Annotated in this window: 20 protein-coding genes; 5 read left to right on the top strand and 15 right to left on the bottom strand. The window is 57.7% G+C overall.

Annotation, left to right across the window (positions count from 1 at the left end):
• Window positions 1-21: 21 nt before the first annotated feature.
• The 7 genes from NKJ21_RS19880 to NKJ21_RS19910 form a co-directional block, all read right to left on the bottom strand.
• Entirely contained in the window at window positions 22-1,200 is a 1,179-nt protein-coding gene (locus tag NKJ21_RS19880) for a Gfo/Idh/MocA family protein (protein WP_008805388.1), read from the bottom strand.
• Between the two features lie 329 nt (window positions 1,201-1,529).
• Complete coding sequence (locus NKJ21_RS19885) at window positions 1,530-2,894, bottom strand: aromatic acid/H+ symport family MFS transporter (RefSeq protein WP_012968830.1); 1,365 nt, start codon at window positions 2,892-2,894, stop codon at window positions 1,530-1,532.
• 10 nt (window positions 2,895-2,904) lie between these two features.
• Window positions 2,905-3,723, bottom strand: coding sequence for a sugar phosphate isomerase/epimerase (locus NKJ21_RS19890; RefSeq protein WP_254733168.1), 819 nt, complete (start codon window positions 3,721-3,723; stop codon window positions 2,905-2,907).
• Window positions 3,724-3,782: 59 nt separating this feature from the next.
• Window positions 3,783-5,474, bottom strand: coding sequence for an FAD-dependent oxidoreductase (locus tag NKJ21_RS19895; protein ID WP_239270551.1), 1,692 nt, complete (start codon window positions 5,472-5,474; stop codon window positions 3,783-3,785).
• Between the two features lie 10 nt (window positions 5,475-5,484).
• Window positions 5,485-5,805 carry an NIPSNAP family protein gene (locus tag NKJ21_RS19900; RefSeq protein ID WP_004204812.1) on the bottom strand — a complete coding sequence of 107 codons (321 nt, stop codon included), beginning with the start codon at window positions 5,803-5,805 and terminating at the stop codon, window positions 5,485-5,487.
• A 13-nt stretch (window positions 5,806-5,818) separates the two neighbouring features.
• Window positions 5,819-7,495: an FAD-dependent oxidoreductase gene (locus NKJ21_RS19905; protein WP_023322143.1), complete on the bottom strand. Its 1,677-nt coding sequence runs from the start codon at window positions 7,493-7,495 to the stop codon at window positions 5,819-5,821.
• A complete protein-coding gene (locus tag NKJ21_RS19910; protein ID WP_080928724.1) occupies window positions 7,492-8,313 on the bottom strand; it encodes a shikimate dehydrogenase in 822 nt (273 codons plus the stop codon). Before NKJ21_RS19910 ends, NKJ21_RS19905 begins: the two co-directional genes overlap by 4 nt.
• 152 nt (window positions 8,314-8,465) lie before the next feature.
• On the opposite strand from NKJ21_RS19910, the gene NKJ21_RS19915 reads away from it, so the two are divergent.
• Window positions 8,466-9,224 carry an IclR family transcriptional regulator C-terminal domain-containing protein gene (locus NKJ21_RS19915; RefSeq protein WP_004177256.1) on the top strand — a complete coding sequence of 253 codons (759 nt, stop codon included), beginning with the start codon at window positions 8,466-8,468 and terminating at the stop codon, window positions 9,222-9,224.
• A gap of 36 nt (window positions 9,225-9,260) precedes the next feature.
• Here NKJ21_RS19915 and NKJ21_RS19920 read toward each other — a convergent pair whose 3' ends face one another.
• The 8 genes from NKJ21_RS19920 to NKJ21_RS19955 form a co-directional block, all read right to left on the bottom strand.
• On the bottom strand, window positions 9,261-9,593 hold the full coding sequence (locus NKJ21_RS19920; protein ID WP_023322144.1) for a hypothetical protein: 333 nt from the start codon (window positions 9,591-9,593) through the stop codon (window positions 9,261-9,263).
• A gap of 250 nt (window positions 9,594-9,843) precedes the next feature.
• Window positions 9,844-10,731, bottom strand: a complete 888-nt coding sequence (gene cyoE, locus NKJ21_RS19925; RefSeq protein WP_002891629.1) for a heme o synthase — start codon at window positions 10,729-10,731, stop codon at window positions 9,844-9,846.
• A gap of 11 nt (window positions 10,732-10,742) precedes the next feature.
• Complete coding sequence (locus NKJ21_RS19930; protein WP_002891634.1) at window positions 10,743-11,072, bottom strand: cytochrome o ubiquinol oxidase subunit IV; 330 nt, start codon at window positions 11,070-11,072, stop codon at window positions 10,743-10,745.
• Window positions 11,072-11,683 (bottom strand): cytochrome o ubiquinol oxidase subunit III, encoded by a 612-nt coding sequence (locus tag NKJ21_RS19935; RefSeq protein WP_002891635.1) that lies wholly within the window; start codon window positions 11,681-11,683, stop codon window positions 11,072-11,074. Before NKJ21_RS19935 ends, NKJ21_RS19930 begins: the two co-directional genes overlap by 1 nt.
• Window positions 11,673-13,664: a cytochrome o ubiquinol oxidase subunit I gene (gene cyoB / locus NKJ21_RS19940; RefSeq protein WP_012542690.1), complete on the bottom strand. Its 1,992-nt coding sequence runs from the start codon at window positions 13,662-13,664 to the stop codon at window positions 11,673-11,675. The genes NKJ21_RS19935 and cyoB overlap by 11 nt, the downstream gene beginning before the upstream one ends.
• 19 nt (window positions 13,665-13,683) lie before the next feature.
• The gene (gene cyoA / locus NKJ21_RS19945) at window positions 13,684-14,628 is read right to left on the bottom strand and encodes a cytochrome o ubiquinol oxidase subunit II (RefSeq protein WP_008805398.1); all 945 of its coding nucleotides are present in this window, start codon (window positions 14,626-14,628) and stop codon (window positions 13,684-13,686) included.
• A 479-nt stretch (window positions 14,629-15,107) separates the two neighbouring features.
• Entirely contained in the window at window positions 15,108-16,583 is a 1,476-nt protein-coding gene (gene ampG / locus NKJ21_RS19950; RefSeq protein ID WP_012542689.1) for a muropeptide MFS transporter AmpG, read from the bottom strand.
• 43 nt (window positions 16,584-16,626) lie between these two features.
• A complete protein-coding gene (locus NKJ21_RS19955) occupies window positions 16,627-17,205 on the bottom strand; it encodes a lipoprotein (RefSeq protein WP_004204800.1) in 579 nt (192 codons plus the stop codon).
• Between the two features lie 302 nt (window positions 17,206-17,507).
• On the opposite strand from NKJ21_RS19955, the gene bolA reads away from it, so the two are divergent.
• The 4 genes from bolA to clpX all read left to right on the top strand — a co-directional run bounded on the left by bolA (window position 17,508) and on the right by clpX (window position 21,927).
• Window positions 17,508-17,825 (top strand): transcriptional regulator BolA, encoded by a 318-nt coding sequence (bolA, locus tag NKJ21_RS19960; protein ID WP_002891649.1) that lies wholly within the window; start codon window positions 17,508-17,510, stop codon window positions 17,823-17,825.
• Between the two features lie 345 nt (window positions 17,826-18,170).
• A complete protein-coding gene (gene tig / locus NKJ21_RS19965; RefSeq protein WP_008805401.1) occupies window positions 18,171-19,469 on the top strand; it encodes a trigger factor in 1,299 nt (432 codons plus the stop codon).
• A gap of 309 nt (window positions 19,470-19,778) precedes the next feature.
• Window positions 19,779-20,402 carry an ATP-dependent Clp endopeptidase proteolytic subunit ClpP gene (gene clpP, locus NKJ21_RS19970; protein WP_002891804.1) on the top strand — a complete coding sequence of 208 codons (624 nt, stop codon included), beginning with the start codon at window positions 19,779-19,781 and terminating at the stop codon, window positions 20,400-20,402.
• A gap of 250 nt (window positions 20,403-20,652) precedes the next feature.
• Window positions 20,653-21,927, top strand: coding sequence for an ATP-dependent protease ATP-binding subunit ClpX (gene clpX, locus NKJ21_RS19975; protein WP_008805402.1), 1,275 nt, complete (start codon window positions 20,653-20,655; stop codon window positions 21,925-21,927).
• Window positions 21,928-21,931 lie beyond the last annotated feature (4 nt).

Raw genomic sequence — 21,931 nt, forward strand, 5'->3', positions numbered from 1 at the left:
CTCCACTGGCGAGGGGAAAAATTAAGGTAAAGTAAAGTCAACCCACTGGCTGCCAGCGTCAGCCGATTTGACGCACTGTTCGACCCAATAGACGCCGTGCAGCCCGGCTTCAACGTCCGGATACCAGAAGTCTTGCAGGAAAGCGCGATCGTCACGGTCCGTGGCGTCAATCGCCTGCGCATAGCGGCGATAGAGGTTGGCCCAGGCTTCGAATAGCCCTTCCGGATGGCCGCCGCCGATGCGGTCATCCGCCAGCGCGTTCGGCGACAGGTAGGGCATCCCGCGCTCAAGAATCCGCGCCGGCTCGCCCTGCACCTCATAGCTGAGCTGGTTAGGATGCTCATCCCACCATTCGATACTCGCTTTTTCACCGACGATACGCACTTTTTGCGAGTGCATGGCGCCGCTGTTGACCGCGCTGGTCCACATCGAGCCAACCGCGCCGTTGTCATATTCCATCAGGACAAAGGCGTTATCTTCCAGCGGCGCGCGGGAGGGGACAAAGCTCTGGCGGGAGCACATCAGCCGTTTGATATTGAGCTGCGGCGCCATGGTTTCGGCGACAAACAGCGGATGGGTGGCCAGATCGCCCAACACATAGCTGGGCCCGGCAAACTTCGGCGTCACGCGCCAGCGGGTGGATTCAGCCTGCAGCTCGACGGCCTGGTTATGAAAGCCGTGGGCGAACTGCATATTGACGATGCGGATCTCGCCGAGCAGTCCATCGGCAATCATCTGCCGCGCCTGCTGGATCATCTGATAGCCGGCATAGCCGTAGGTGACGCCGACGATTTTGTTCTGTTTTTTGCTCAGGTCCACCAGCTCGCGTGCTTCTTCGGCGCTAAAGCAGAGGGGCTTTTCACAGATGACGTGGAGGCCCGCTTCCAGCGCCGCTTTGGTGATGGCGAAATGGGTATTGTTCGGGGTGGTGACCGAGACGACCTCGATGCCGTCAGGGCGCTGCGCCTCTTCACGAAACAGGGTCTGGTAGTCGGCGTAGCAGCGCTCCGGCGCGATGCCCAGTTGCTCGCCGAACGCGCGCCCGCGCTCGGCATCGACGTCAAGCGCGCCGGCCAGCAGGGTATAAACATTGTCACGCAGCGCCGCACAGCGGTGGCTGTAGCCGATCTGACTGGTTCCCCCGCCGCCGACCATGCCCCAACGCAGGGAGCGGGATAAGGGTTTCAGGCCGTTTAACATGGTGCTCTCCTTTTTGAAATCATTCGCACTCTGAGGCGCTCAATGCCGACGCCTGCGGCAACGCGCATCCGGATAGACTGACCTTAACTTAAGGAAATGTTTGTTCTGTTTCAATTGTGTTGTGGAATTTATTTTCCATATATGCGAGGGGGATCGAATTAGCGAAAGTTTCTTTTGGGCTGCGTTGAAAAGATGAGCGAGGGCTTATCGCCTCCCGGAGCAGAGCAGATTCTTGCGGGTGTTTTTCGTTCCGACCAAATATGAAATAAATTTTCTTTTTAGCCGCTGAGCCGGTGCAATCCGCAGATTGCACCGGGGAGCCGATGCCGCTATGACGCTCCGCGCACAGACGCGGGGGAAGGTGAAGCGGCGGGAGGATTACCGGCCGCAAAGATGCCTTTCGCCGCCAGACCTGCGACGGTGAGGGCTGCCGGGATACCGAGGATCAAAAAGACGCTTTCAAAGGGCAGGTTGAGCGCCATCATCTCGGCACCGGCAAAGGCGCTGAGAATGGCGCCGATGCGCCCGACGCCATGCATCCAGCTGGATCCCGTCGCCCGCGCCTGCGTAGGATAGTAGCGGGCGGAGAGGGCGTTCATACCGGTATTAGCACCGTTCAGACAGGCGCCGCTGATAAACGCCAGCATACAGAGCAAGGCAAAGCTGCCCGCGGCGTAGCCCATCGCCATGGTGAACAGGCCGCCAACGGCGTAGATCATCCCCAGCGCGCGATGAGGGTTGATCCTGTCCATCAGCCAGCCGGCAAACAGCGAGCCGAGGGTGCCGCCCGCCTGGTAGATCGCTGTCATGATGGCCGCCTGGCTAACGGTCATTCCCACCGCTTTAACCAGCGTTGGCAGCCAGCTACCGAGGATATAGACCAGGAACAGCCCCATAAAGTAGACCAGCCATAGCATCAGTGAGCCGAAGCCGTACTGGCGGGAGAGCACAATGCGCATCGCGTTGCCGGCCGCCGGCTGCGCCGGCAGGGTAAACGTCACGTTGTCGCTGATTTGTCCGGGATAGAGACGGTTAAGAATGGCGCGAATGCGTGCGGCGGGCGCTTGTTTGATCACCAGAAAACGAACCGACTCCGGCAGCAGCCAGATAAGCAGCGGGGCAAACAGCAGCGGCAGAATGCCGCCGAGCGCCATCAGCGAGTGCCAGCCAAACTGCGGGATCAGCCACGATGCTGAGAATCCTCCTGCCGCCGCGCCGAAGGTGAAGCCGCAAAAGATGACGGTAATAATAAATGAACGCTGGCGTTCCGGGGCGTACTCCGACACCAGCGTCCCGATGTTCGGCATCGCGGCGCCCAACCCCAGGCCGGTCATAAAGCGGAAAAACATCATCTGTTCAATGTTGTGCGAGAAGGCGGTGGCGATGGTCCAGAAGCCGAAGAAAAAGACGCTATTGATAATGATTTTCTTGCGCCCCAGCCAGTCGGCGAGCGGGCCAGAGAAAATCGCGCCCAGCGCGAGGCCGATCAGCGCGGCGCTGATCACCAGGCCTAGCTGGTGGTTGCTTACCCCCCATTCCAGCTTTAGCGTCGGGGCGATAAACCCCATGATCGCGATATCAAAACCATCGAGAGCGATAACGCAAAAACCGAGAAAAATGATCTGCTTTTGAAAGCGGCTCAGCGGGTTACGGTTTATTAACTCTCTGACATCCAGGCGTTGAGTCTGTGTCATAGCGTATTCCTTATGCGCAGGAGCGCAGGTAGGGCTGCGCGGCATTGAACAGTAATTGCGCCCGCTGGAGCGGCGGCAAGGCGCCCTGCTCGCCGTCGAGCGGCACTTCGAGGGAGACCGGCAGCGTTGCCGGCAGGGCCGACATTAGACCGTGCAGATCCAGACCGCCTTCCCCTGGCACGTTGCGCGCCGAGCGGGCCTGGCGGATGAGTTCCTGTTCGCTCTCCGGCCTCTGCGCCGCGCCATCGCAGAGCTGCATATAGTTGAGATGATGCGCGGGCAGGCTGGAGAGGGCGGCGAGCGATTCTCCCGCGCGCCAGAAATGAAGGGCGTCCACCAGGATGCCGATATCCTCCAGCCCGCTGGCGGCGATCATCGCCTGCGCATCGGCGATAGTGCGCAGTTGGGTCCAGGGCATCGGCTCAAGGTTCATGGTCAGCCCATAGGGGCGACCGGCCGTGGCGAGGATAGCCAGGTTGTCGGCGCTGCGCTGAAGGTTGTCATCATTGCCGGCGACTAACACCTGTCCGGCGCCAAGACGCGCCGCAGTCTCCATAAACCGCTGCAGCCGATCGTCGAGGGTAAACCCGGGGGTCAGGCGGACGATCTCCACGTCTGAGACGCGGATGCCGGTTTCCATCAGCGCAGACAGCGTCGCGCGGACGGCGGGGGTATCGCCCAGCATGTCGTAGTCCGGGTCGGCCGGTGTGGCGGGGAGCAGCCGCAGACCAACGTGGGTAAAACCGGTTCTGGCCGCTATCCGCACCTGTTCGGGAGGAGGGACATCGAGCAGGGTCAGCGCGGCGAGCGATAGGGTACGCATGTTCATAAAGGGCTCCGGTACAGTTGCAGGTGAGGATAGTTATGGGTATTGCCGTCCCTGGTCGTTTATTGCTTTGTTTTTATTGTGTTTTCTGCCAGATTTTTACCCACCAGATAGCCGAAGGTCATGGCGGGTCCGAGGGTTATCCCTCCGCTGGGGTAATAGCCGCGCATCACGCTCGACATGTCGTTGCCGATGGCGAACAGGCCCGGTATCGGCTGCTGCTGTCCATCCAGCACCTGGGCGTGTTCGTCGGTTTGCAGTCCGCTGAAGGTGCCCAGCGAGCCGGGCAGAATGCGCACCGCGTAGAACGGCCCTTCGCGCAGCGGTCCGAGCGTCACCTGATGGTCACCCTGGGCGCGGTTATAGGCTGATGCCCCGCGGTGAAAATCGACGTCTTCGCCAGTGCTGGCGAAGTGGTTAAAGCGTTCAACGGTTTCCGCCAGCGCATTGGCGTCGATGGCGCACTGCTTCGCCAGCTCTCCCAGCGTGTTTCCCCGCAGCAGGTAACCGGTACGCAGCCAGGCGGTGGGGGTGAACGGGAACGGTCTGGCATGACCCAGACCGTAGCGACGCAGCGCGCGACGATCGGCCAGCAGCCAGGCCTGCGGCGTGTCGCCCGCGGGTGTGGCCGCCAGCAGGGCGGCGATAAAGTCATGATAAGAGTCTGCCTCGTTAACAAAGCGTTTGCCGTTGGGCAGGACAGCGATCACCCCGGGCTTGGCGCGTTCCACCAGGTGGGGAAACATCAGCTGCTGACCGCTGGCCAGGGTGACGCGGGACACCGGCGCCCAGGCCAGCGGGTGGCGCAGGCGGGTGTCGAACTGGCCGCCGACGGATTCGCCAAGCCTGATCCCCTCGCCCTGATTGTCCGGCGGTGCGGCGGAAAAATGGCCGTAACCCTCCGCCGCGTGGGGCACCACCTGCGCCAGCCGCTGCCGATCGTGGGGAAAACCGCCGCAGGCCAGCACCACGGCCCCTGCTTCGACGTGAATTTCCCCGCTGTCGCTGCGCAGCACCGCGCCGGACACACCCTGCGGACCCTGCAGCAGCCGGACCACCGGGGCATTGAGCTGAAAGTGCACTCCGGCGTCGAGGGCGGATCGCAGCAGACGGGCGACCAGCGCATTGCCATTGACCAGATGCTGCCCTCGTCCGGCGCGCAGCCGCTGCCAGCCGTGGCGCAGCAGGCGGCGGACGGCATACAGCGCGGAGCGCGGCGAGCGGGTGGCATTGAAAAAATGCGCCATATCCGCGCCGCCGGCGATGCCCATCCCGGCAAGGCTGATGGTCTCCAGCGGCGGACGCAGTCGGTGGAGCCAGTCGCCGAGCTGACGGCCATCGTAGGGCTGAGCGGTGACCGACCGCCCACCGCTCGCCGCACCCGGCGACGCGTGAAAGTCCGGCATGGCACTGCCTGAGAGAAACTGCACTGCCGTCCTGTGATGAAAAAAATCCACCATCTCCGGCCCGTGGCGCAGGAAGGTCTGCAGGCGAACGTCGGCGGCTTCGCCCCCCATCTCATGCTGCAGATAGGTCAGCGGGGCGTCAGCCGCTTCGTCGATGCCCTCCGCCCGCGCCAGCGGGTTGCGGGGGATCCACAGCCAGCCGCCGGACCAGGCGCTGGTCCCGCCGAGCACCGACGCTTTCTCCGCCACCATGACGCTGGCGCCGTGCATGGCCGCGGTGACCGCGGCAGAGAGTCCCGCCGCGCCGGAGCCGACCACCAGCACATCCACCTTCACAGGCCTGCTCATGATGGACTCCTTACTGCAATGGTGAAAAAGCGGTGGGGCGCATCAGCACCGACTCCAGGCGTTCAACGGCGGCCAGTTCGCGATTTTTCCGCGAAAAGGTCTGCCAGCGTTCGTCCTGCGCCATTCGCGCGCGGCGCACCAGGCGATCGTCCAGGCTTTCATAAGCCCAGATGTGCACCACCTGATTGACCACGCCGATCTCGGTAAAAAAGAAACCGATCAGTTTGCCGAGATGGTCGGTCTGCACCGCCAGGGCATCGCTTTGGTACAGCGCCAGCCAGTCGGCCATTTTCAACGGATTGATGGTGTACGTGCGTTTTTCGTAGATCATGATGTTTTCCTGATTAGTGGGGGGAGTGTTGTGCCAGATGGCAGGCGGCGAGGTAGCCAAACGTCAGCCCCGGGCCGAGGGTGATGCCGGGACCCGGGTAGGTGCCGGCCATCAGCGAATCCATGTCATTTCCCACCGCGTACAGCCCCGCGATGGGTTTTCCTTCCACGTTGACGACCTGTGCATCGGCGGTGGTGACCAGGCCCCGCGACGTTCCCAGATCGCCGGTATAGAGTTTGATGGCATAGAACGGCGCGCTGAGCAGGGGGGCGTTACAGGCGTCAGGCTGATGACCCGGATCGCCCATCGCCCGGTTATAGCTGTTGCCGCCTTTAGCAAATTCCCGATCCACGCCCTGCGCGGCGTCGCGGTTGTAGCGGGCAACCGTCTCGCTCAGCGTTTGGGCATCCAGACCAAGCTGTTGCGCCAGCGTCTCCAGGGTGTCGGCTTTGTACAGATAGCCGGCGGCGATCAGGGCGTCATTATTGACCGGCGCCGGGCGTGCCAGCCCGAGGCCGTAACGCTTCATCGCCTGGGCGTCGCAGAGTAAAAAGCAGGGGGCATTTTCCGTAGCGCGCTGCATCGCGCTGGCGAAATGGTGATAGGAGTTAGACTCGTTGACGAAGCGTACCGCCCGCTGATTGACGGCAATCACGCCCGGTTTGGCCCGGTCGGTTACCAGATGGGGGAAGCGCTCCTCGCTGCCGTCGGCCCGGGTCAGCACCGATACTGGCGCCCAGAAAAAGTTGGAGGCCTGATCGGCTCCCTCGCGAGCGTTAAGCGCCGCCGCGAGATGCAGCGCGGCGCCATCGTTGGCCGGCGGCGACATGGTGAAGTGTTCGCGGGTGTGTGGCCGATAGCGCGCCGCCAGCGCGCCCGCGGCAAAGCCGCCTGCGGCCAGCACCACCCCGCGGCGGGCGTGCAGCGTCTCTCTTTGCCCCTGATACTCAATCTCCACCCCGTGGACCGCGCCTTGCGCTTCGCACAGCGCCAGAACATTGACATTCAGCCGCAGGTTCATGCCTTTACGCAGCGCCGTTGTCGCCATGCGGGCAATCAGCGCATTGCCCATCGCCAGGCGGGTGCCGCGAGGGTACTTCACCCGGTCGCGGGCGTAGCGCAGCAGCAGCCGGGTGCAATGGGCCAGGGAGCGTAGCGAGCGCCGCATGTCGAGAAAATGTTGAATGTCGACGCGGTTGACCATCATCCCACCAAACAGCAACATCCCCGGCGGCGGTGAACGCAGGTCGCGAAACGCGTCCCCCAGTTCACGACCGTCATACTCCACCACCTCCAGCGCACGACCGACGTCGACCGCGCCGGGTTCATCCGGATAGTAATCAGGGGAGAGCGGGCGCAGGCTATATTTCACCGCCCCCTCGCGCTCGAGAAAGGCCAGCGCCTCACGCCCGGCGCTAACAAACGCTTCGGCGAGATCTTCACGGTACTGGCTCTCGCCGATAATGGTCCGCAGGTAGGTTTTCATCGCCTCAGCGCTGCCGCTTTTACCCGCCGCACGCGCCTGATCGGTATCGTGCAGCCACACGGCGCCACCGGAGATAGCCGAGGTGCCGCCGAACTGGCCGGCTTTCTCCAGCATCAGCACCGACAGCCCTTTGCAGCTGGCGGTGACCGCGGCGGCAAAGCCAGCGGCGCCGCTGCCGATGACGATCACATCCCAGCTCTTCATGCTGCCGCTCCCTGCGCCGGCGGGATGGCGCCGATAAACTGGCCCATCAGCGTCATCTGCGCCAGCGCCATTTCCGGCCCGGTCTGCACCCGGCAGCCGCGGGCGGCGGCGAAAGTGAGCAACGGCGTCATCACCGGGGCGGTGACAACATCAGCCACGTGGGTGGCGCTGTCGAGCGTATCCAGCAGCGCCTGCGGCAGGGGCAGCTCATCAAATCCGGCCATGCCGGCCGGCGAGCCATTAACCAATAGATCGACGCCGTGAAGGGTGTCCGGCAGCGCGCTCAGTTGTACCGCCGGGAAGGCCTCAGCCAGAAGGTCATGCAGGCGTTGCCGGGTGGTCGGGTTTTGATCGTGCAGGGCCATCTGACGGATCCCCGCCTCGCACAGTCCCCAGGCGATGGCGCTGCCGACGCCGCCGCAGCCGGAGAGCAGCGCCTGCTTACCTGCCGGCTGAAAACCCTGCGCCTCGGCGGCGAGCTGAAAGCCGACGCCGTCCAGCATATCGCCCTGCAAACGGCCATCCGCCAATTTGCGGATCACATTGATGGCGTTGAGTCGGCGGGCGCGGGGGGTGAGCTCGTCGACCAGCGCGGCGGCGCGCTGCTTATGCGGCACCGTCACTAGCACGCCGGTCATGTTCTGCCAGCCACGCAGAGCGTTGAGGTAGTCGACTACCGCGTCCGGGGCGATATCCACCGGGATCATGACGCTGTCCATGTGCTGTTCAGCAAAGTAGCGGTTGAAGTTATCCGGTGATTTGACCTGGGCGATCGGATGACCAATCACGGCGACAACCTGGGTAGTTCCACTGACCATTTCAAACCTCATTTGTTAAATGAATGTTGTGAAAGTATTTCAGTGGAAGCTGGGAGCGACAACGCAGAATTCGGACATGTCGGTTGTTAATCGCACGATCGCTGCGATAATCGCAGGAAATCGATAATGATGTTGCAAAAATGTGAGCGAATATGCAAAACACCATTCATCCACGCGATCTGATCGTCGGTTTACAAAAAGGGCTGGCGTTAATCCAGCTTTTTTCCAAAACCTGCCCAAAACTCACCGTCGCCCAGGCGGCGAAAATGAGCGGCCTGACGCAAAGCGCCGCGCGGCGTTTTCTGCTGACGTTGCTGCATGAGCGCTATCTGCAAACCGATGGGCGTTATTACTGGCTTACCCCGAAGACGCTGCGGCTTGGTCAGGCCTACGTCGATTCGGCGCAGTTTCCCCGCATGGTGCGGCCAATTGTCGAATACATCGCCAGCCGGACCGAGGAGCACGCCTCGGTAGGGGTGGTGGATGAAGATGAGCTGGTCTATATCGCCCGCAGCCGGCATACCCCGTTTAACTCCACGTCGGTTCGGCTTGGGGAGCGGGTGCCCATCTTCTGTACCGCCGGGGGACGGTTATGGCTGGCTTCGCTGCCGGAAGCTGAGTGCGAGGCGGTTCTGCAGCGTATTACCCGGGAACAACGCACGCCCTATACGGTGACCGACGTCGCGTTGCTGATGGAGAAAATCGCCCAGGTGCGGCGCCAGGGTTATGCCACCATTGAACAGGAGTTTGAGATTGGCATGCTGGTGCTGGCGGTGCCGTTAACTGACAGGGAAGGAACCTGGTGGGGCGCGCTGAGTCTGACCAGCCATCAATCGCGCACATCGCTGGAAGCGTTATGTCACGACCATCTCGATCTGCTCTACAGCGCGCAGGCGATGCTGGTGAGCTAAACAGGGCAGCCGATGCGCTGCCCTCAAAGATGTTGCTTACGCCGACGCGTTGTTCAGGAAGCTGTTCCAGTCGCTGGCAGCGTTATCCACGAAGGTGTTCCAGCTGTTGCCGGCAGTGTTAACAAAGCTTCCCCAGTTTTCTTTGCCGGCGGTCACAAAGGTTTCCCAGTTTGACTGCCCGGTCAGGAAGGAACCAAACGCCATCGCGCTGTCGCCGACGAAGGAGGCAAACGCGCTGCCGGAGGTGAGAACAAAAGAGGTGAAGCCGACGCCCGAGTTGGCAACAAAGCTGGCGAAGCCGCTGGCTGCGCCGAACAGATTAAAGCCACCGGAGATGTACTCCATTTCGTTCAGTGTTAACTCTTTCATTGCAATTCCTTGTAGTAATGATTTTCCAAATGGGTGGGTAAACCCGGTGCGAAAGGTAGCACTGCTGTCGTGCACAGCGCGAGTCTGGTCCGCTGTGTATTAGCTCATTTTTTCCTCATTTTTTGGCGGGGGAGCAGCGTAAACGGCCGGAAGAGGGGAGGGGAGTATGAAATGAGAAAGAAAGCGGTGAGGAAGCAGAAAAGAAAAAGCCCCGTAAAAACGGAGCTTTATATCGCACTGGAGTGGGAGATTATCTCACGTAAGCCAGCAGACTATGTGAATCCGGCACCATAAAGTCAACGGACATCATCACGGACAGCGCGGTGATGGCGACGATGGAAAAGACGAACAGCTTACGCGCCCAGACTTTGTCATCGGCCACTTTATAGCCACGCAGCGCCATGCCCAGCCACCAGACGCTGACCGCTGCCGCCACGACCAGGTATTTATACCCGGCGTAGCCGCCCAGCGAGAGCATCAGGGTCGCCACGGCAAAGGCAACGATGTACAGCGTAATATGGTTTTTGGCGACCGAAATGCCTTTCACCACCGGCAGCACCGGAATGTTCGCCGCCTGATAATCCTTAAAGCGGAAAATCGCGATGGCGTAGGAGTGAGGCATCTGCCACAGGCTAAAGATAGCCAGCAGGATCGCCGCACCGCTGTCGAAATCACCGGTGACCGCGCAGTAGCCAATCACCGGCGGCGCGGCGCCGGAGAGTGAGCCAATCAGCGTGCCATAGACGGAGTGGCGTTTCATGTACAGGCTGTAGACGCCGACATAAACCACGAACCCCATCACCCCCAGCCAGCAGGCCAGCGGATTTGCGCCGAACCACAGCAGCATGAAGCCAGCAATACCCAGCAAGGTGGCGTACACCAGCGAAGCTTCTGGCGAGATCAGCCCTTTGACCAGCACCCGGTTTTTCGTCCGTTCCATCTTACGATCGATGTCCCGGTCGATGTAGTTGTTGAATACACAACCCGAGGCGACCACCAGGGATACTCCAAGGAGCGTCCAGACGAACAGCGGATAGTCGATGTGGCCTTTGGAGGCCAACAGGAAACCGCCGATCACGGAGATCAGGTTGCCAAAAATAATGCCTGGTTTCGTTACTTGCAGGTATTGCTTAAACATACTCGCCGCTCTTAGTGCATCATCATGTTGTAGTTCAGGTTCCACATAATCCAGATGGAGCCGACAACCACGATCGCAATGATGATTACGGTGAAGATAAATGCGGTCAGGTTCCAGCCTTCATCGGACTTGCTGTTCATATGCAGGAAGTACACGAGGTGTACCACGATCTGCACCACAGCGGTCACCAGAATGGTGCCAAGGATAACCGCATGCGAGGCGGAGCCACTCATCACCATGGCGAACGGAATGACCGTCAGGATGATGGACAGGATAAATCCTGTCATGTAGCTCTTCACGCTGCCGTGAGAAGCGCCGCTATGATCGGTAGAATGACTCATTACATCGCCCCCATCAGATAGACAACCGAGAACACGCAGATCCACACGACGTCCAGGAAGTGCCAGAACAGGCTCAGGCACAGGATACGCGTGCGGTTAGTGCTGGTCAGGCCACGACGTGAAACCTGGAACATCAGCACCGCCATCCAGATAAGGCCAGAGGTCACGTGCAGACCGTGGGTGCCGACCAGCGCGAAGAACGCCGACAGGAAACCGCTACGATCCGGACCGAAGCCTTCCATGATCAGGTGATGGAATTCATAGATTTCCATCCCGATAAAGCCAGCGCCAAACAACCAGGTCAACGCCAGCCAGGAAACCACCTGGCTCTTGTTGTTTTTGTACATGGCGATAGCCGCCATGCCGTAGGTGATGGAGCTGAACAGCAGCAGTGCGGTTTCAACCAGAACGAACGGCAGTTCGAAAATATCTTTGCCCGTCGGTCCGCCGGCTGTGCCGTTCACCAGAACGGCATAGGTAGCAAACAGCGTAGCGAAGATGATGCAGTCGCTCATCAGGTAGATCCAGAAACCGAATACCTTCATCGGTCCTGTATCATGGTGCCCGTGTTCATGCGCGTGGGCAGTATGCGCAAGAGTATCAGTTGCCATTTTTCAGCCCTGCTTTGTTAATCTCATCGAAATGCTGTTTTTCCAGTTTTTCGACTTCTGCAACCGGTACGTAGTAATCCACGTCCTCGTCAAAGCTCTTAATAATCCAGGTCGCTACAATGCCGATGAAGCTGGCAATCGCCATCCACCAGATATGCCAGATCATGGCGAAACCAAATACCGTAGCGAAGGCGGCAATGACGATGCCGGCGCCGCTGTTTTTCGGCATATGAATTTCTTCATAGTGAGCAGGCTGTTTGTACGCTTCACCTTTCTCTTTCATTTCCCAGAAGGCATCACGCTCGTGAACCTGAGGAACGATAGCGAAGTTATAGAACGGCGGTGGAGAAGAGGTTGCCCACTCCAGCGTACGACCACCCCATGGGTCACCGGTCAGGTCACGGTTCTGATCGCGGTCGCGAATAGACACGTAGAACTGAATCAGCTGGCACAGGATACCGCAGGCGATCAGCGCTGCACCGCAAGCTGCAACAACCAGCATCGGGTGGAACTGCGGATCGATCTGCTGGCTCAGACGACGGGTCATACCCATGAAGCCCAGCACGTACAGCGGCATAAACGCCACGAAGAAGCCGATGATCCAGAACCAGAAAGCGCGTTTGCCCCAGGTTTCGTTCAGGGTGAAGCCAAAGGCTTTCGGCCACCAGTAGGTCAGACCTGCGAAGCAACCGAATACTACGCCGCCGATGATAACGTTATGGAAGTGCGCGATCAGGAACAGGCTGTTATGCAGAACGAAGTCCGCGCCCGGTACCGCCAGCAGCACGCCAGTCATCCCACCGACGGAGAAGGTCACGATAAAGCCGATAGTCCACATCATCGCTGAGTTGAAGACGATGCGACCCTGATACATGGTGAACAGCCAGTTGAAGATCTTAACCCCGGTCGGGATCGCGATAATCATGGTAGTAATACCGAAGAAGGCGTTTACGTTCGCGCCAGCACCCATGGTGAAGAAGTGGTGCAGCCAAACGATGAACGACAGAACGGTAATACAGACGGTTGCCCACACCAGAGAGGTGTAACCGAACAGACGCTTACGCGAGAAGGTCGCGGCGATTTCGGAGAAGACCCCGAACACCGGCAGAACCAGGATGTACACTTCCGGGTGACCCCAGGCCCAAATCAGGTTGATGTACATCATCATGTTGCCACCCATATCGTTGGTAAAGAAATGGGTGCCCAGGTAACGATCCAGGGTCAGCAGCGCGATGGTGACGGTCAGAATTGGGAAAGAGGCGATAATCAGGATGTTAGCGCACAGAGATGCCCAGGAGAATACCGGCATCTTGAACATGGTCATGCCCGGGGCGCGCATCTTGATAATGGTCACGAAGAAGTTAATACCGGTCAGGGTAGTACCGATACCGGAGAGCTGCAGCGCCCAAATCCAGTAATCGACCCCTACGCCAGGACTGTATTCAATTCCCGACAGCGGCGGATAGGCCAGCCAACCGGTCTGCGCGAACTCACCGACGCCCAGAGACAGGTTAACCAGAATCACGCCCACAACGGTGAACCAGAAGCTCAGGTTGTTGAGGAACGGGAAGGCCACGTCGCGCGCGCCGAGCTGAAGCGGAACCACCAGGTTCATCAGACCGATAACGAACGGCATCGCCACGAAGAAGATCATGATAACGCCGTGGGCGGTAAAGATCTGATCGTAGTGATGAGGCGGCAGGAAGCCTGCTTCCCCGGCCGAGGCCAGCACCTGCTGGCTACGCATCATAACGGCATCAGCAAAGCCACGCAGCAGCATGACGATTGCCACGATAACGTACATGATACCGAGACGTTTGTGGTCGACAGAAGTCAGCCACTCGTTCCACAGGTAGGACCACTTACCGAAGTAAGTGATGGCAGCCAGAAGCGCCAGTCCCCCAATGATAATCGCAGCCACCGTAACCACGATAATGGGTTCGTGGTAGGGCACTGCATCCAGTGTAAGTTTTCCGAACATCGTTTTCTTCCTCGGCCCCTTAGTGAGCGGTTTCCGCGTGGCTCATGTCCATGCCTTCCATCCCGTCGTGAGCAGCGTGCTCGCCTTCAGGTTTGGACATGTTCATGCTCTCGTGAGACATGAATTTGTTCACAACATCTTTGAACAGATCCGGCTTCACGTTAGAGAAGTATTCCACTTTGTTGTATTCGCTAGGCACAGCCACTTTATCGAACGCGGCCATGGAGTCCATGGAGTTCGGCGACTGTTTGGCTTTTTCAACCCACTGATCGAAGGTTGCACGATCCGGAGTAGCAATCGCTTTGAACTTCATACCTGAGAAGCCCGGGCCACTGTAGCTAGCGGAGATACCGTCATAAGTACCAGCTTCGTCAGCAATGAGGTGCAGTTGAGTCTGCATCCCGGCCATTGCGTAAATCTGGCTACCTAAGCGCGGAATGAAGAACGAGTTCATCACCGAGTTAGAGGTCACTTTGAAGTGTACCGGTACGTTCGCCGGGAAGGCGATTTCGTTAACGGTAGCAATACCCTGTTCCGGATAGATAAAGAACCATTTCCAGTCCATCGAAACGACTTCGATGGTGATTGGTTTCTCGTCGTGGGCAAGCGGTTTGCTTGGCTCCAGTGCGTGAGTGGTTTTCCAGGTCAGAACGGCCAGGAACAGGATGATCAGAATAGGTACCGTCCAGACCACAGCTTCCACTTTGTTGGAGTGTGACCAGTTCGGGCTATACTTCGCATCTTTATTGCTCGCGCGATACTTCCAGGCAAATCCTACTGCCATCAAGACGGCGGGAATAACGACAATCATCATCAGGCCGAAGGCCGTCAGAATCAAAGAGCGTTGCTCCAGTCCAATCTGTCCTTTTGGGTCAAGGAGTGCAGAATCACAACCACTGAGTAATACAGTACTTGCGATTAATGACATCCATCCCAAACTTTTATTGTATTTCCTGAGTCTCATTGAACGACCTCAATTCCACGGGATCTGGTGGCGTTTAAAGTGTACGGGCATTTTACGGTAAGGTTGCATTACTGTAAACATGATTGGATCTCTGTCAGTTCTGTGTTAGCGGCTTCTGCTTGGTTTGTCACATATGTTACGTAGTGTTACGTAATCGCTTGCAAAGCCTGATTTTCGTGGGATTGATAACGAAAGGGATAAGAAAAGGAGTGCTTAGCGGCGAATGGGCATAACCACCCAAAAATTAGAACAATTGTTTAACATTTAATTATCAAATAAAAGACATTGTGAAAACCTAAAATAAAAACGCCGTAGCTGAATCGGTTAAATTATTTAAAGAATCGAATGAAAACTGTCAATAATTTCCAGAAATCAAAAACGCACAAAACAACAAATAGCGCGGCGGGCAATATAAAAGCGTTAATAAGCCGTTATAATTACGTTTCGTAATTACAACGGCTAATAATGATGCAGCTTCCTTAAATCAGGCGAGTTTTACGCAGCGCCAGGTAGTCGAGCAGACCGCCGAACAAAATACCGCCCACCGCAGTCAGCGCCGCAACCTCCAGCAGACCGGACAGGAAAGAGAAGGCGGTGTAATCCAGGGCGTTCATGATCAGCAGTACCAGCCATACCGCCAGCAGCAGGCAGCCCAGCGCCAGGATCCTTAACGCCAGCGCATAGGCTTGCGGGTATTCGCTTCGCGGCATAAAGCTTGCTGTGCGTTGGGTATGCTCAAGCGTTTGCCGGCACAATAGCAGCAGCGCGATCCCCGGCACCGCCGCAACGACCGAGAAGAGATAGAACGTCGACCAGCCGTGGGCCTCGACAAACCAGCCGGCGATCGGCCCAACGTACACGCGGCCGACCGCGGACAGCGCAGAGAGCAGCGCGAATTGGGTAGCGGAAAAGGATTTATTGCACAGCGTCATCAGCAGCGCGACAAACGCCGCCGTCCCCATTCCCCCGCACAGGTTTTCAAAGAACACGGCGGTTGCCATGGAATAGAGGTGCTTATCGGTAATCGACAGCAGCCAGTAGCCAGCGTTGGAGACCCCCTGCAGCACACCGAAGATCAGCAGCGCCCGAAACAGCGTCAGCCGCTGCATCAGGACCCCGCCGTACAGGGCGCCGAGAATGGTGGCAAACAGGCCTAAGGTTTTGTTCACCATCCCCACTTCGCCGGCGTCAAAACCGACGCCGCGGATGAGGAAGGTGGTGGTCAGGCTCATGGCAAACGCATCGCCCAGCTTATAAAGGACGATGAGCAGCAGAATCAGCCAGGCGTTATTGCGACCGAAAAAATCGCGCAGCGGTTCGGCGACCGCCTGCTCCAGCGATCTGGGAACCGGGATAACGTCGCTCGGCTCGGGCGCCAGCAGTGTGGCGATGATGCAGGGCACCAGCAGCGCCGCCATCAGCCAGTACATCCCCTGCCAGCCGAGATAGCGGTCGGCAAGCCACAGTGCCAGCCCCCCGGATACCAGCATCCCGAGGCGATAACCCAGCACGCTGATCGCGGCGCCAGCGCCGCGCTCTTCCGCTGGCAGAACGTCGGTTTTCCAGGCGTCGAACACAATATCCTGTGACGCCGAGCAGAAGGCGATCACCACCGCCAGCGCCGCCATCCAGCGGAGCTGGGAGACAGGCTCAAGAAAGCCCATCGCCGCGATAGCCAGCAGGAGCAGGACCTGGGTAGTCAGCAGCCAACCGCGACGACGTCCAAGAAACGGCGGCGTATAGCGGTCCATTAGCGGGGACCAGAGAAATTTAAAGACATAGGCCTGGCCGACGAGTGAGAAAAAACCGATCGTTTTCAGATCGATATTTTCCACTGTCATCCAGGCCTGCAGGGTACCGGAGGTGAGGGCCAGCGGCAGGCCTGAGGCGAAACCGAGGATCAGCAAAATCGCTGATTTCGGCTGTTGAAAAATGCGTAAGTAGTGACTGGACATAGCATAAAGCACGAACCCGGCCGCGGCCGGGTTCGTGGTGGCATTAACGCGCGTTTTGCTTGATGAAATCGTGGATGCTGGTGTCCTGCGCCATATCGGCGATGGTATCGGTCAGGACGCTGTTGACGGCATCAGCGATGTTCTTGTTCGAGGCCTGGAAGGCGCCTTCAACGGAATAGCTGGCGCGGTAGTTTTTGGTCATCTTCGTGCCGTTTGCCGCGGTGGCGATGATGGCGATATCGGCTTTCGTGGCGATGTTGTAGCGCACGTTGCCCTGGGAGACGTCAGCGTAGAGTTTATTGACAATAATCTGCAGATCGACCGCACCGTTCGGGCCAATCATGTAGCCGCGAGCGGTCATCTGTTTCTCCAGCACTTCCTGCAGCAGGAAGCGCAGATCGCGCGAGGCGGTGAGGGTGACCTGCTGATTGTCGCGCGTGACTTTCGCCAGCGCCTGGTCCGGACGCTGATCGGCGCCGTTGATGCTGACGGTCACGCCCATCAGGCTCGGATCCTGCTGCGGCAGCGTGATTTTCGGCGATACTTCAATGGTGGTCGGCGGCGTGGCGCATCCTGCCAGCATAAACATGGCGACCAACGGGAAAAGGATCTTCTTAAGCATGTTCAGGTCTCAACGCATGGTGTTGTTATAAGGAAAATTACCGCCATCATAGCATTGCCAACGGCAAGGGGAAGTGGCAACGCGTGTAAATCCATCGCCCTGGCGGTTTTCTGAGCGTCCCGCCACGGTTAATCGCTCTTTCCCCGGCGGATCTGGCGACCAGAGCCAGTAAACGTGATACTTTTGAATGAAAATATCAGAACAATGCTAATTTTTTGTTGTTTTCTCCTAATGGAAGCGGTAAAAGCGGCTAACATTTAAATGGAGTGGCGGCATCTCAGCGTTGTCGGAGGAGAAAATTCATGATGATACGTGAACAGATCGAAGCAAAACTTAGAGCAGCGTTCGACCCGATGTATCTCGAAGTCGTGGATGAAAGTTATCGTCACAACGTCCCAGCGGGCTCTGAAAGTCATTTTAAAGTGGTGTTAGTGAGCGATCGCTTCACTGGCGAGCGTTTCCTCAATCGCCACCGTATGATCTACGGCACGCTAACCGAGGAGCTGTCGAATACGGTGCATGCCCTGGCGCTGCACACCTACACGATAAAAGAGTGGGAAGCATTACAGGATACGGTTTTCGCCTCGCCGCCTTGCCGCGGTGCGGGGAGTATCGCCTAGAAATCCCATTTGCAACCGCTGGCGCTTTTCCAGTATGTTGCTTGCAGATTTAGCAAAAACGGCCTACGGGCCGTTTTGTTTTGCCTGGAAAATGCGCAAAGTGAGCGCTTTTGCGGACAAATTTGAGCGGGAAATGTGAAAAATGCCGCAGCAGTGGGCGACAACCGTTCTCGACTCACAAAAGTGATGCCGCTATAATGCCGCGTCTTATATATGAATGTCTTCGGGATGATTCTGACGACAGGGAATGTGTTTCTGATTTGAAGAGGGCATCCCGGTTCTGCGAAGCCACCTACACGCGCTTCCAGAGTTGACCGAGCACTGTGATTTTTTTGAGGTAACAAGATGCAAGTTTCAGTTGAAACCACTCAGGGCCTTGGGCGCCGTGTAACGATTACTATCGCCGCTGACAGCATCGAGAATGCTGTCAAAAGCGAGCTGGTCAACGTAGCGAAAAAAGTTCGCATTGACGGCTTCCGTAAAGGCAAAGTGCCGATGAATGTTGTTGCTCAGCGTTATGGCGCATCCGTTCGCCAGGACGTGCTGGGCGACCTGATGAGCCGTCATTTCGTTGACGCGATCATCAAAGAGAAAATCAATCCGGCCGGTGCGCCGAACTACGTTCCGGGCGAATACAAACTGGGCGAAGACTTCACCTACGCGGTAGAGTTCGAAGTGTATCCGGAAGTTGAACTGCAGGGTCTGGACGCGATCGAAGTTGAAAAACCGGTTGTTGAAGTGACCGACGCTGACGTTGACACCATGCTGGAAACCCTGCGCAAACAGCAGGCGACCTGGAAAGACAAAGACGGCGCCGTTGACGCTGAAGATCGCGTCACTATCGACTTCACCGGTTCCGTAGACGGCGAAGAGTTCGAAGGCGGCAAAGCCTCTGACTTCGTACTGGCGATGGGCCAGGGTCGCATGATCCCGGGCTTCGAAGATGGTATCAAAGGCCACAAAGCGGGCGAAGAGTTCACCATCGACGTGACCTTCCCGGAAGAATACCACGCAGAAAACCTGAAAGGTAAAGCGGCTAAGTTCGTTATCAACCTGAAAAAAGTTGAAGAGCGTGAACTGCCGGAGCTGACTGAAGAATTCATCAAACGTTTCGGCGTGGAAGATGGTTCCGTCGCTGGCCTGCGCGCTGAAGTGCGTAAAAACATGGAGCGCGAGCTGAAAGGCGCTGTGCGTAACCGCGTGAAGTCTCAGGCTATCGAAGGTCTGGTTAAAGCCAACGAGATCGACGTTCCGGCTGCCCTGATTGACAGCGAAATCGACGTGCTGCGTCGTCAGGCTGCTCAGCGTTTCGGTGGCAACGAGAAACAGGCTCTGGAACTGCCGCGTGAGCTGTTCGAAGAGCAGGCTAAACGCCGCGTTGTTGTCGGTCTGCTGCTGGGCGAAGTGATTCGCACCAATGAGCTGAAAGCTGACGAAGAGCGCGTGAAAGGCCTGATCGAAGAGATGGCTTCTGCGTACGAAGATCCGTCAGAAGTGGTTGAGTTCTACAGCAAGAACAAAGAGCTGATGGACAACATGCGCAACGTGGCGCTGGAAGAGCAGGCTGTTGAAGCTGTGCTGGCGAAAGCCAAAGTGTCTGAAAAAGCCACTTCCTTCAACGAACTGATGAACCAGCAGGCGTAATTTCGCCGCGATTGTTTAAGGTTCGAGCAAGAACCCGTTGCCGAAAGGCGGCGGGTTTTTTTTTAAGATAATGATAGCCTCAGGCACGGTGCTAAAACGCATTTACCATGATAGCGTTACAGCAAAAGCTTGTTATGCTTGAAATATGGCAACACCATCCCCATTACCGGGGGAGGCAACTGCATCCGCTATCGCACGCGTGTTGAAGAGGCGGTGACGCGTTCAGCGGATAGAAACTGTGGCTGATAATCCGTCCGTAAGGTTACAATCAGTGCAGCAGGTATTTTAAAATTACTCCAGGAGACGGAAATGTCATACAGTGGCGAACGAGACAACTTTGCACCCCATATGGCCCTGGTGCCGATGGTCATTGAACAGACCTCACGCGGTGAACGTTCTTTTGATATCTACTCCCGTCTGCTTAAGGAACGCGTCATTTTTCTGACCGGCCAGGTCGAAGACCACATGGCAAACCTGATCGTGGCGCAGATGCTGTTTCTGGAAGCAGAAAACCCGGAAAAAGACATTTACCTGTACATTAACTCTCCGGGCGGGGTGATCACCGCCGGGATGTCGATTTATGACACCATGCAGTTCATCAAGCCGGATGTCAGCACCATTTGTATGGGGCAGGCCGCTTCTATGGGCGCGTTTCTGCTGACCGCCGGGGCGAAAGGCAAGCGCTTCTGCCTGCCGAACTCCCGCGTGATGATCCACCAGCCGCTGGGCGGCTATCAGGGACAGGCGACGGATATTGAGATCCACGCCCGTGAAATCCTGAAGGTGAAAGGACGCATGAATGAGCTGATGGCGCATCATACCGGCCAGTCTCTTGAGCAGATTGAGCGTGACACCGAGCGTGACCGCTTCCTCTCTGCTGCGGAAGCCGTGGAGTACGGGCTGGTCGACTCTATTTTGACCCATCGTAATTGATGCCCGAGGCGCAAGGGTGCCGCTTTACGCTTCATCCTTCTCGCCGCGATTTTTCGGGTGGTTGGCATTTTTTCGGACGCTTGCCGGTCAGGCTTGCGGCCGGAGGCTTTGCCACCGCCTCGATGTAGCGCGAAGGATTTTGTGTATATACTAATGAAGGGCGGCACAACGCTATATGGCGGCTTGCGCCTGAGAATGGCATTTGCGTCGTCGTGTGCGGCACAAAGAACTTAAAAAGAGGTTTGGACTCATGACAGATAAACGCAAAGATGGATCGGGCAAATTGTTGTATTGCTCTTTTTGCGGCAAAAGCCAGCATGAAGTGCGTAAGCTGATCGCCGGGCCATCCGTGTATATCTGCGACGAATGCGTTGATTTATGTAACGACATCATTCGCGAAGAGATTAAAGAAGTTGCGCCGCACCGCGAGCGCAGCGCGTTGCCGACGCCGCACGAGATTCGCCACCACCTTGATGACTATGTCATCGGTCAGGAACAGGCGAAGAAAGTGTTGGCGGTCGCGGTATACAACCACTACAAACGTCTGCGCAATGGCGATACCAGCAATGGCGTAGAGCTGGGTAAAAGTAACATTCTGCTGATCGGGCCGACCGGTTCCGGTAAAACGCTGTTGGCGGAAACGCTGGCGCGCCTGCTGGATGTGCCGTTTACCATGGCAGACGCCACCACCCTGACCGAAGCGGGTTATGTGGGTGAGGACGTCGAAAATATCATTCAGAAACTGCTGCAGAAGTGCGACTACGACGTGCAGAAAGCGCAGCGCGGCATCGTTTATATCGACGAAATCGACAAAATTTCGCGTAAATCCGATAACCCGTCGATTACCCGCGACGTCTCCGGCGAAGGCGTACAGCAGGCGTTGCTGAAGCTTATCGAAGGCACCGTCGCCGCCGTTCCACCGCAGGGCGGGCGTAAACATCCGCAGCAAGAGTTCCTGCAGGTTGATACCTCCAAGATCCTGTTTATCTGCGGCGGCGCGTTCGCCGGCCTGGACAAAGTGATTTCCCACCGTGTTGAAACCGGCTCCGGCATTGGTTTTGGCGCGACGGTAAAAGCGAAGTCCGACAAAGCGAGCGAAGGCGAGCTGCTGGCCCAGGTCGAGCCGGAAGATCTGATCAAGTTTGGTCTGATCCCGGAATTCATTGGCCGTCTGCCGGTGGTGGCGACCCTGAATGAGCTGAGCGAAGAAGCCCTGATCCAGATCCTGAAAGAGCCGAAAAATGCCCTGACCAAGCAGTATCAGGCGCTGTTTAGCCTTGAGGGCGCAGAGCTTGAATTCCGCGACGAAGCGCTGGACGCCATCGCCAAGAAAGCGATGGCGCGTAAAACCGGCGCCCGCGGTCTGCGCTCGATTGTGGAAGCGGCGCTGCTGGATACCATGTATGACCTGCCTTCGATGGATGATGTCGAGAAAGTGGTCATTGATGAGTCGGTTATCGAGGGTCAGAGCAAACCGCTGCTGATCTACGGCAAACCGGAAGCCCAACAGGCATCTGGTGAATAATTAA

This window comes from Klebsiella sp. SWET4 (assembly GCF_024296565.1).
GTDB classification, from domain to species: Bacteria; Pseudomonadota; Gammaproteobacteria; order Enterobacterales; family Enterobacteriaceae; genus Klebsiella; species Klebsiella variicola.

Excerpts from the sequence above, each read along its gene's own strand:
- NKJ21_RS19880 (WP_008805388.1), bottom strand. The coding sequence starts at position 1,200 with ATGTTAAACGGCCTGAAACCCTTATCCCGCTCCCTGCGTTGGGGCATG.
- NKJ21_RS19885 (WP_012968830.1), bottom strand. The coding sequence starts at position 2,894 with ATGACACAGACTCAACGCCTGGATGTCAGAGAGTTAATAAACCGTAAC.
- NKJ21_RS19890 (WP_254733168.1), bottom strand. The coding sequence starts at position 3,723 with ATGAACATGCGTACCCTATCGCTCGCCGCGCTGACCCTGCTCGATGTC.
- NKJ21_RS19895 (WP_239270551.1), bottom strand. The coding sequence starts at position 5,474 with ATGAGCAGGCCTGTGAAGGTGGATGTGCTGGTGGTCGGCTCCGGCGCG.
- NKJ21_RS19900 (WP_004204812.1), bottom strand. The coding sequence starts at position 5,805 with ATGATCTACGAAAAACGCACGTACACCATCAATCCGTTGAAAATGGCC.
- NKJ21_RS19905 (WP_023322143.1), bottom strand. The coding sequence starts at position 7,495 with ATGAAGAGCTGGGATGTGATCGTCATCGGCAGCGGCGCCGCTGGCTTT.
- NKJ21_RS19910 (WP_080928724.1), bottom strand. The coding sequence starts at position 8,313 with ATGGTCAGTGGAACTACCCAGGTTGTCGCCGTGATTGGTCATCCGATC.
- NKJ21_RS19915 (WP_004177256.1), top strand. The coding sequence starts at position 8,466 with ATGCAAAACACCATTCATCCACGCGATCTGATCGTCGGTTTACAAAAA.
- NKJ21_RS19920 (WP_023322144.1), bottom strand. The coding sequence starts at position 9,593 with ATGAAAGAGTTAACACTGAACGAAATGGAGTACATCTCCGGTGGCTTT.
- cyoE (WP_002891629.1), bottom strand. The coding sequence starts at position 10,731 with ATGTTTAAGCAATACCTGCAAGTAACGAAACCAGGCATTATTTTTGGC.
- NKJ21_RS19930 (WP_002891634.1), bottom strand. The coding sequence starts at position 11,072 with ATGAGTCATTCTACCGATCATAGCGGCGCTTCTCACGGCAGCGTGAAG.
- NKJ21_RS19935 (WP_002891635.1), bottom strand. The coding sequence starts at position 11,683 with ATGGCAACTGATACTCTTGCGCATACTGCCCACGCGCATGAACACGGG.
- cyoB (WP_012542690.1), bottom strand. The coding sequence starts at position 13,664 with ATGTTCGGAAAACTTACACTGGATGCAGTGCCCTACCACGAACCCATT.
- cyoA (WP_008805398.1), bottom strand. The coding sequence starts at position 14,628 with ATGAGACTCAGGAAATACAATAAAAGTTTGGGATGGATGTCATTAATC.
- ampG (WP_012542689.1), bottom strand. The coding sequence starts at position 16,583 with ATGTCCAGTCACTACTTACGCATTTTTCAACAGCCGAAATCAGCGATT.
- NKJ21_RS19955 (WP_004204800.1), bottom strand. The coding sequence starts at position 17,205 with ATGCTTAAGAAGATCCTTTTCCCGTTGGTCGCCATGTTTATGCTGGCA.
- bolA (WP_002891649.1), top strand. The coding sequence starts at position 17,508 with ATGATGATACGTGAACAGATCGAAGCAAAACTTAGAGCAGCGTTCGAC.
- tig (WP_008805401.1), top strand. The coding sequence starts at position 18,171 with ATGCAAGTTTCAGTTGAAACCACTCAGGGCCTTGGGCGCCGTGTAACG.
- clpP (WP_002891804.1), top strand. The coding sequence starts at position 19,779 with ATGTCATACAGTGGCGAACGAGACAACTTTGCACCCCATATGGCCCTG.
- clpX (WP_008805402.1), top strand. The coding sequence starts at position 20,653 with ATGACAGATAAACGCAAAGATGGATCGGGCAAATTGTTGTATTGCTCT.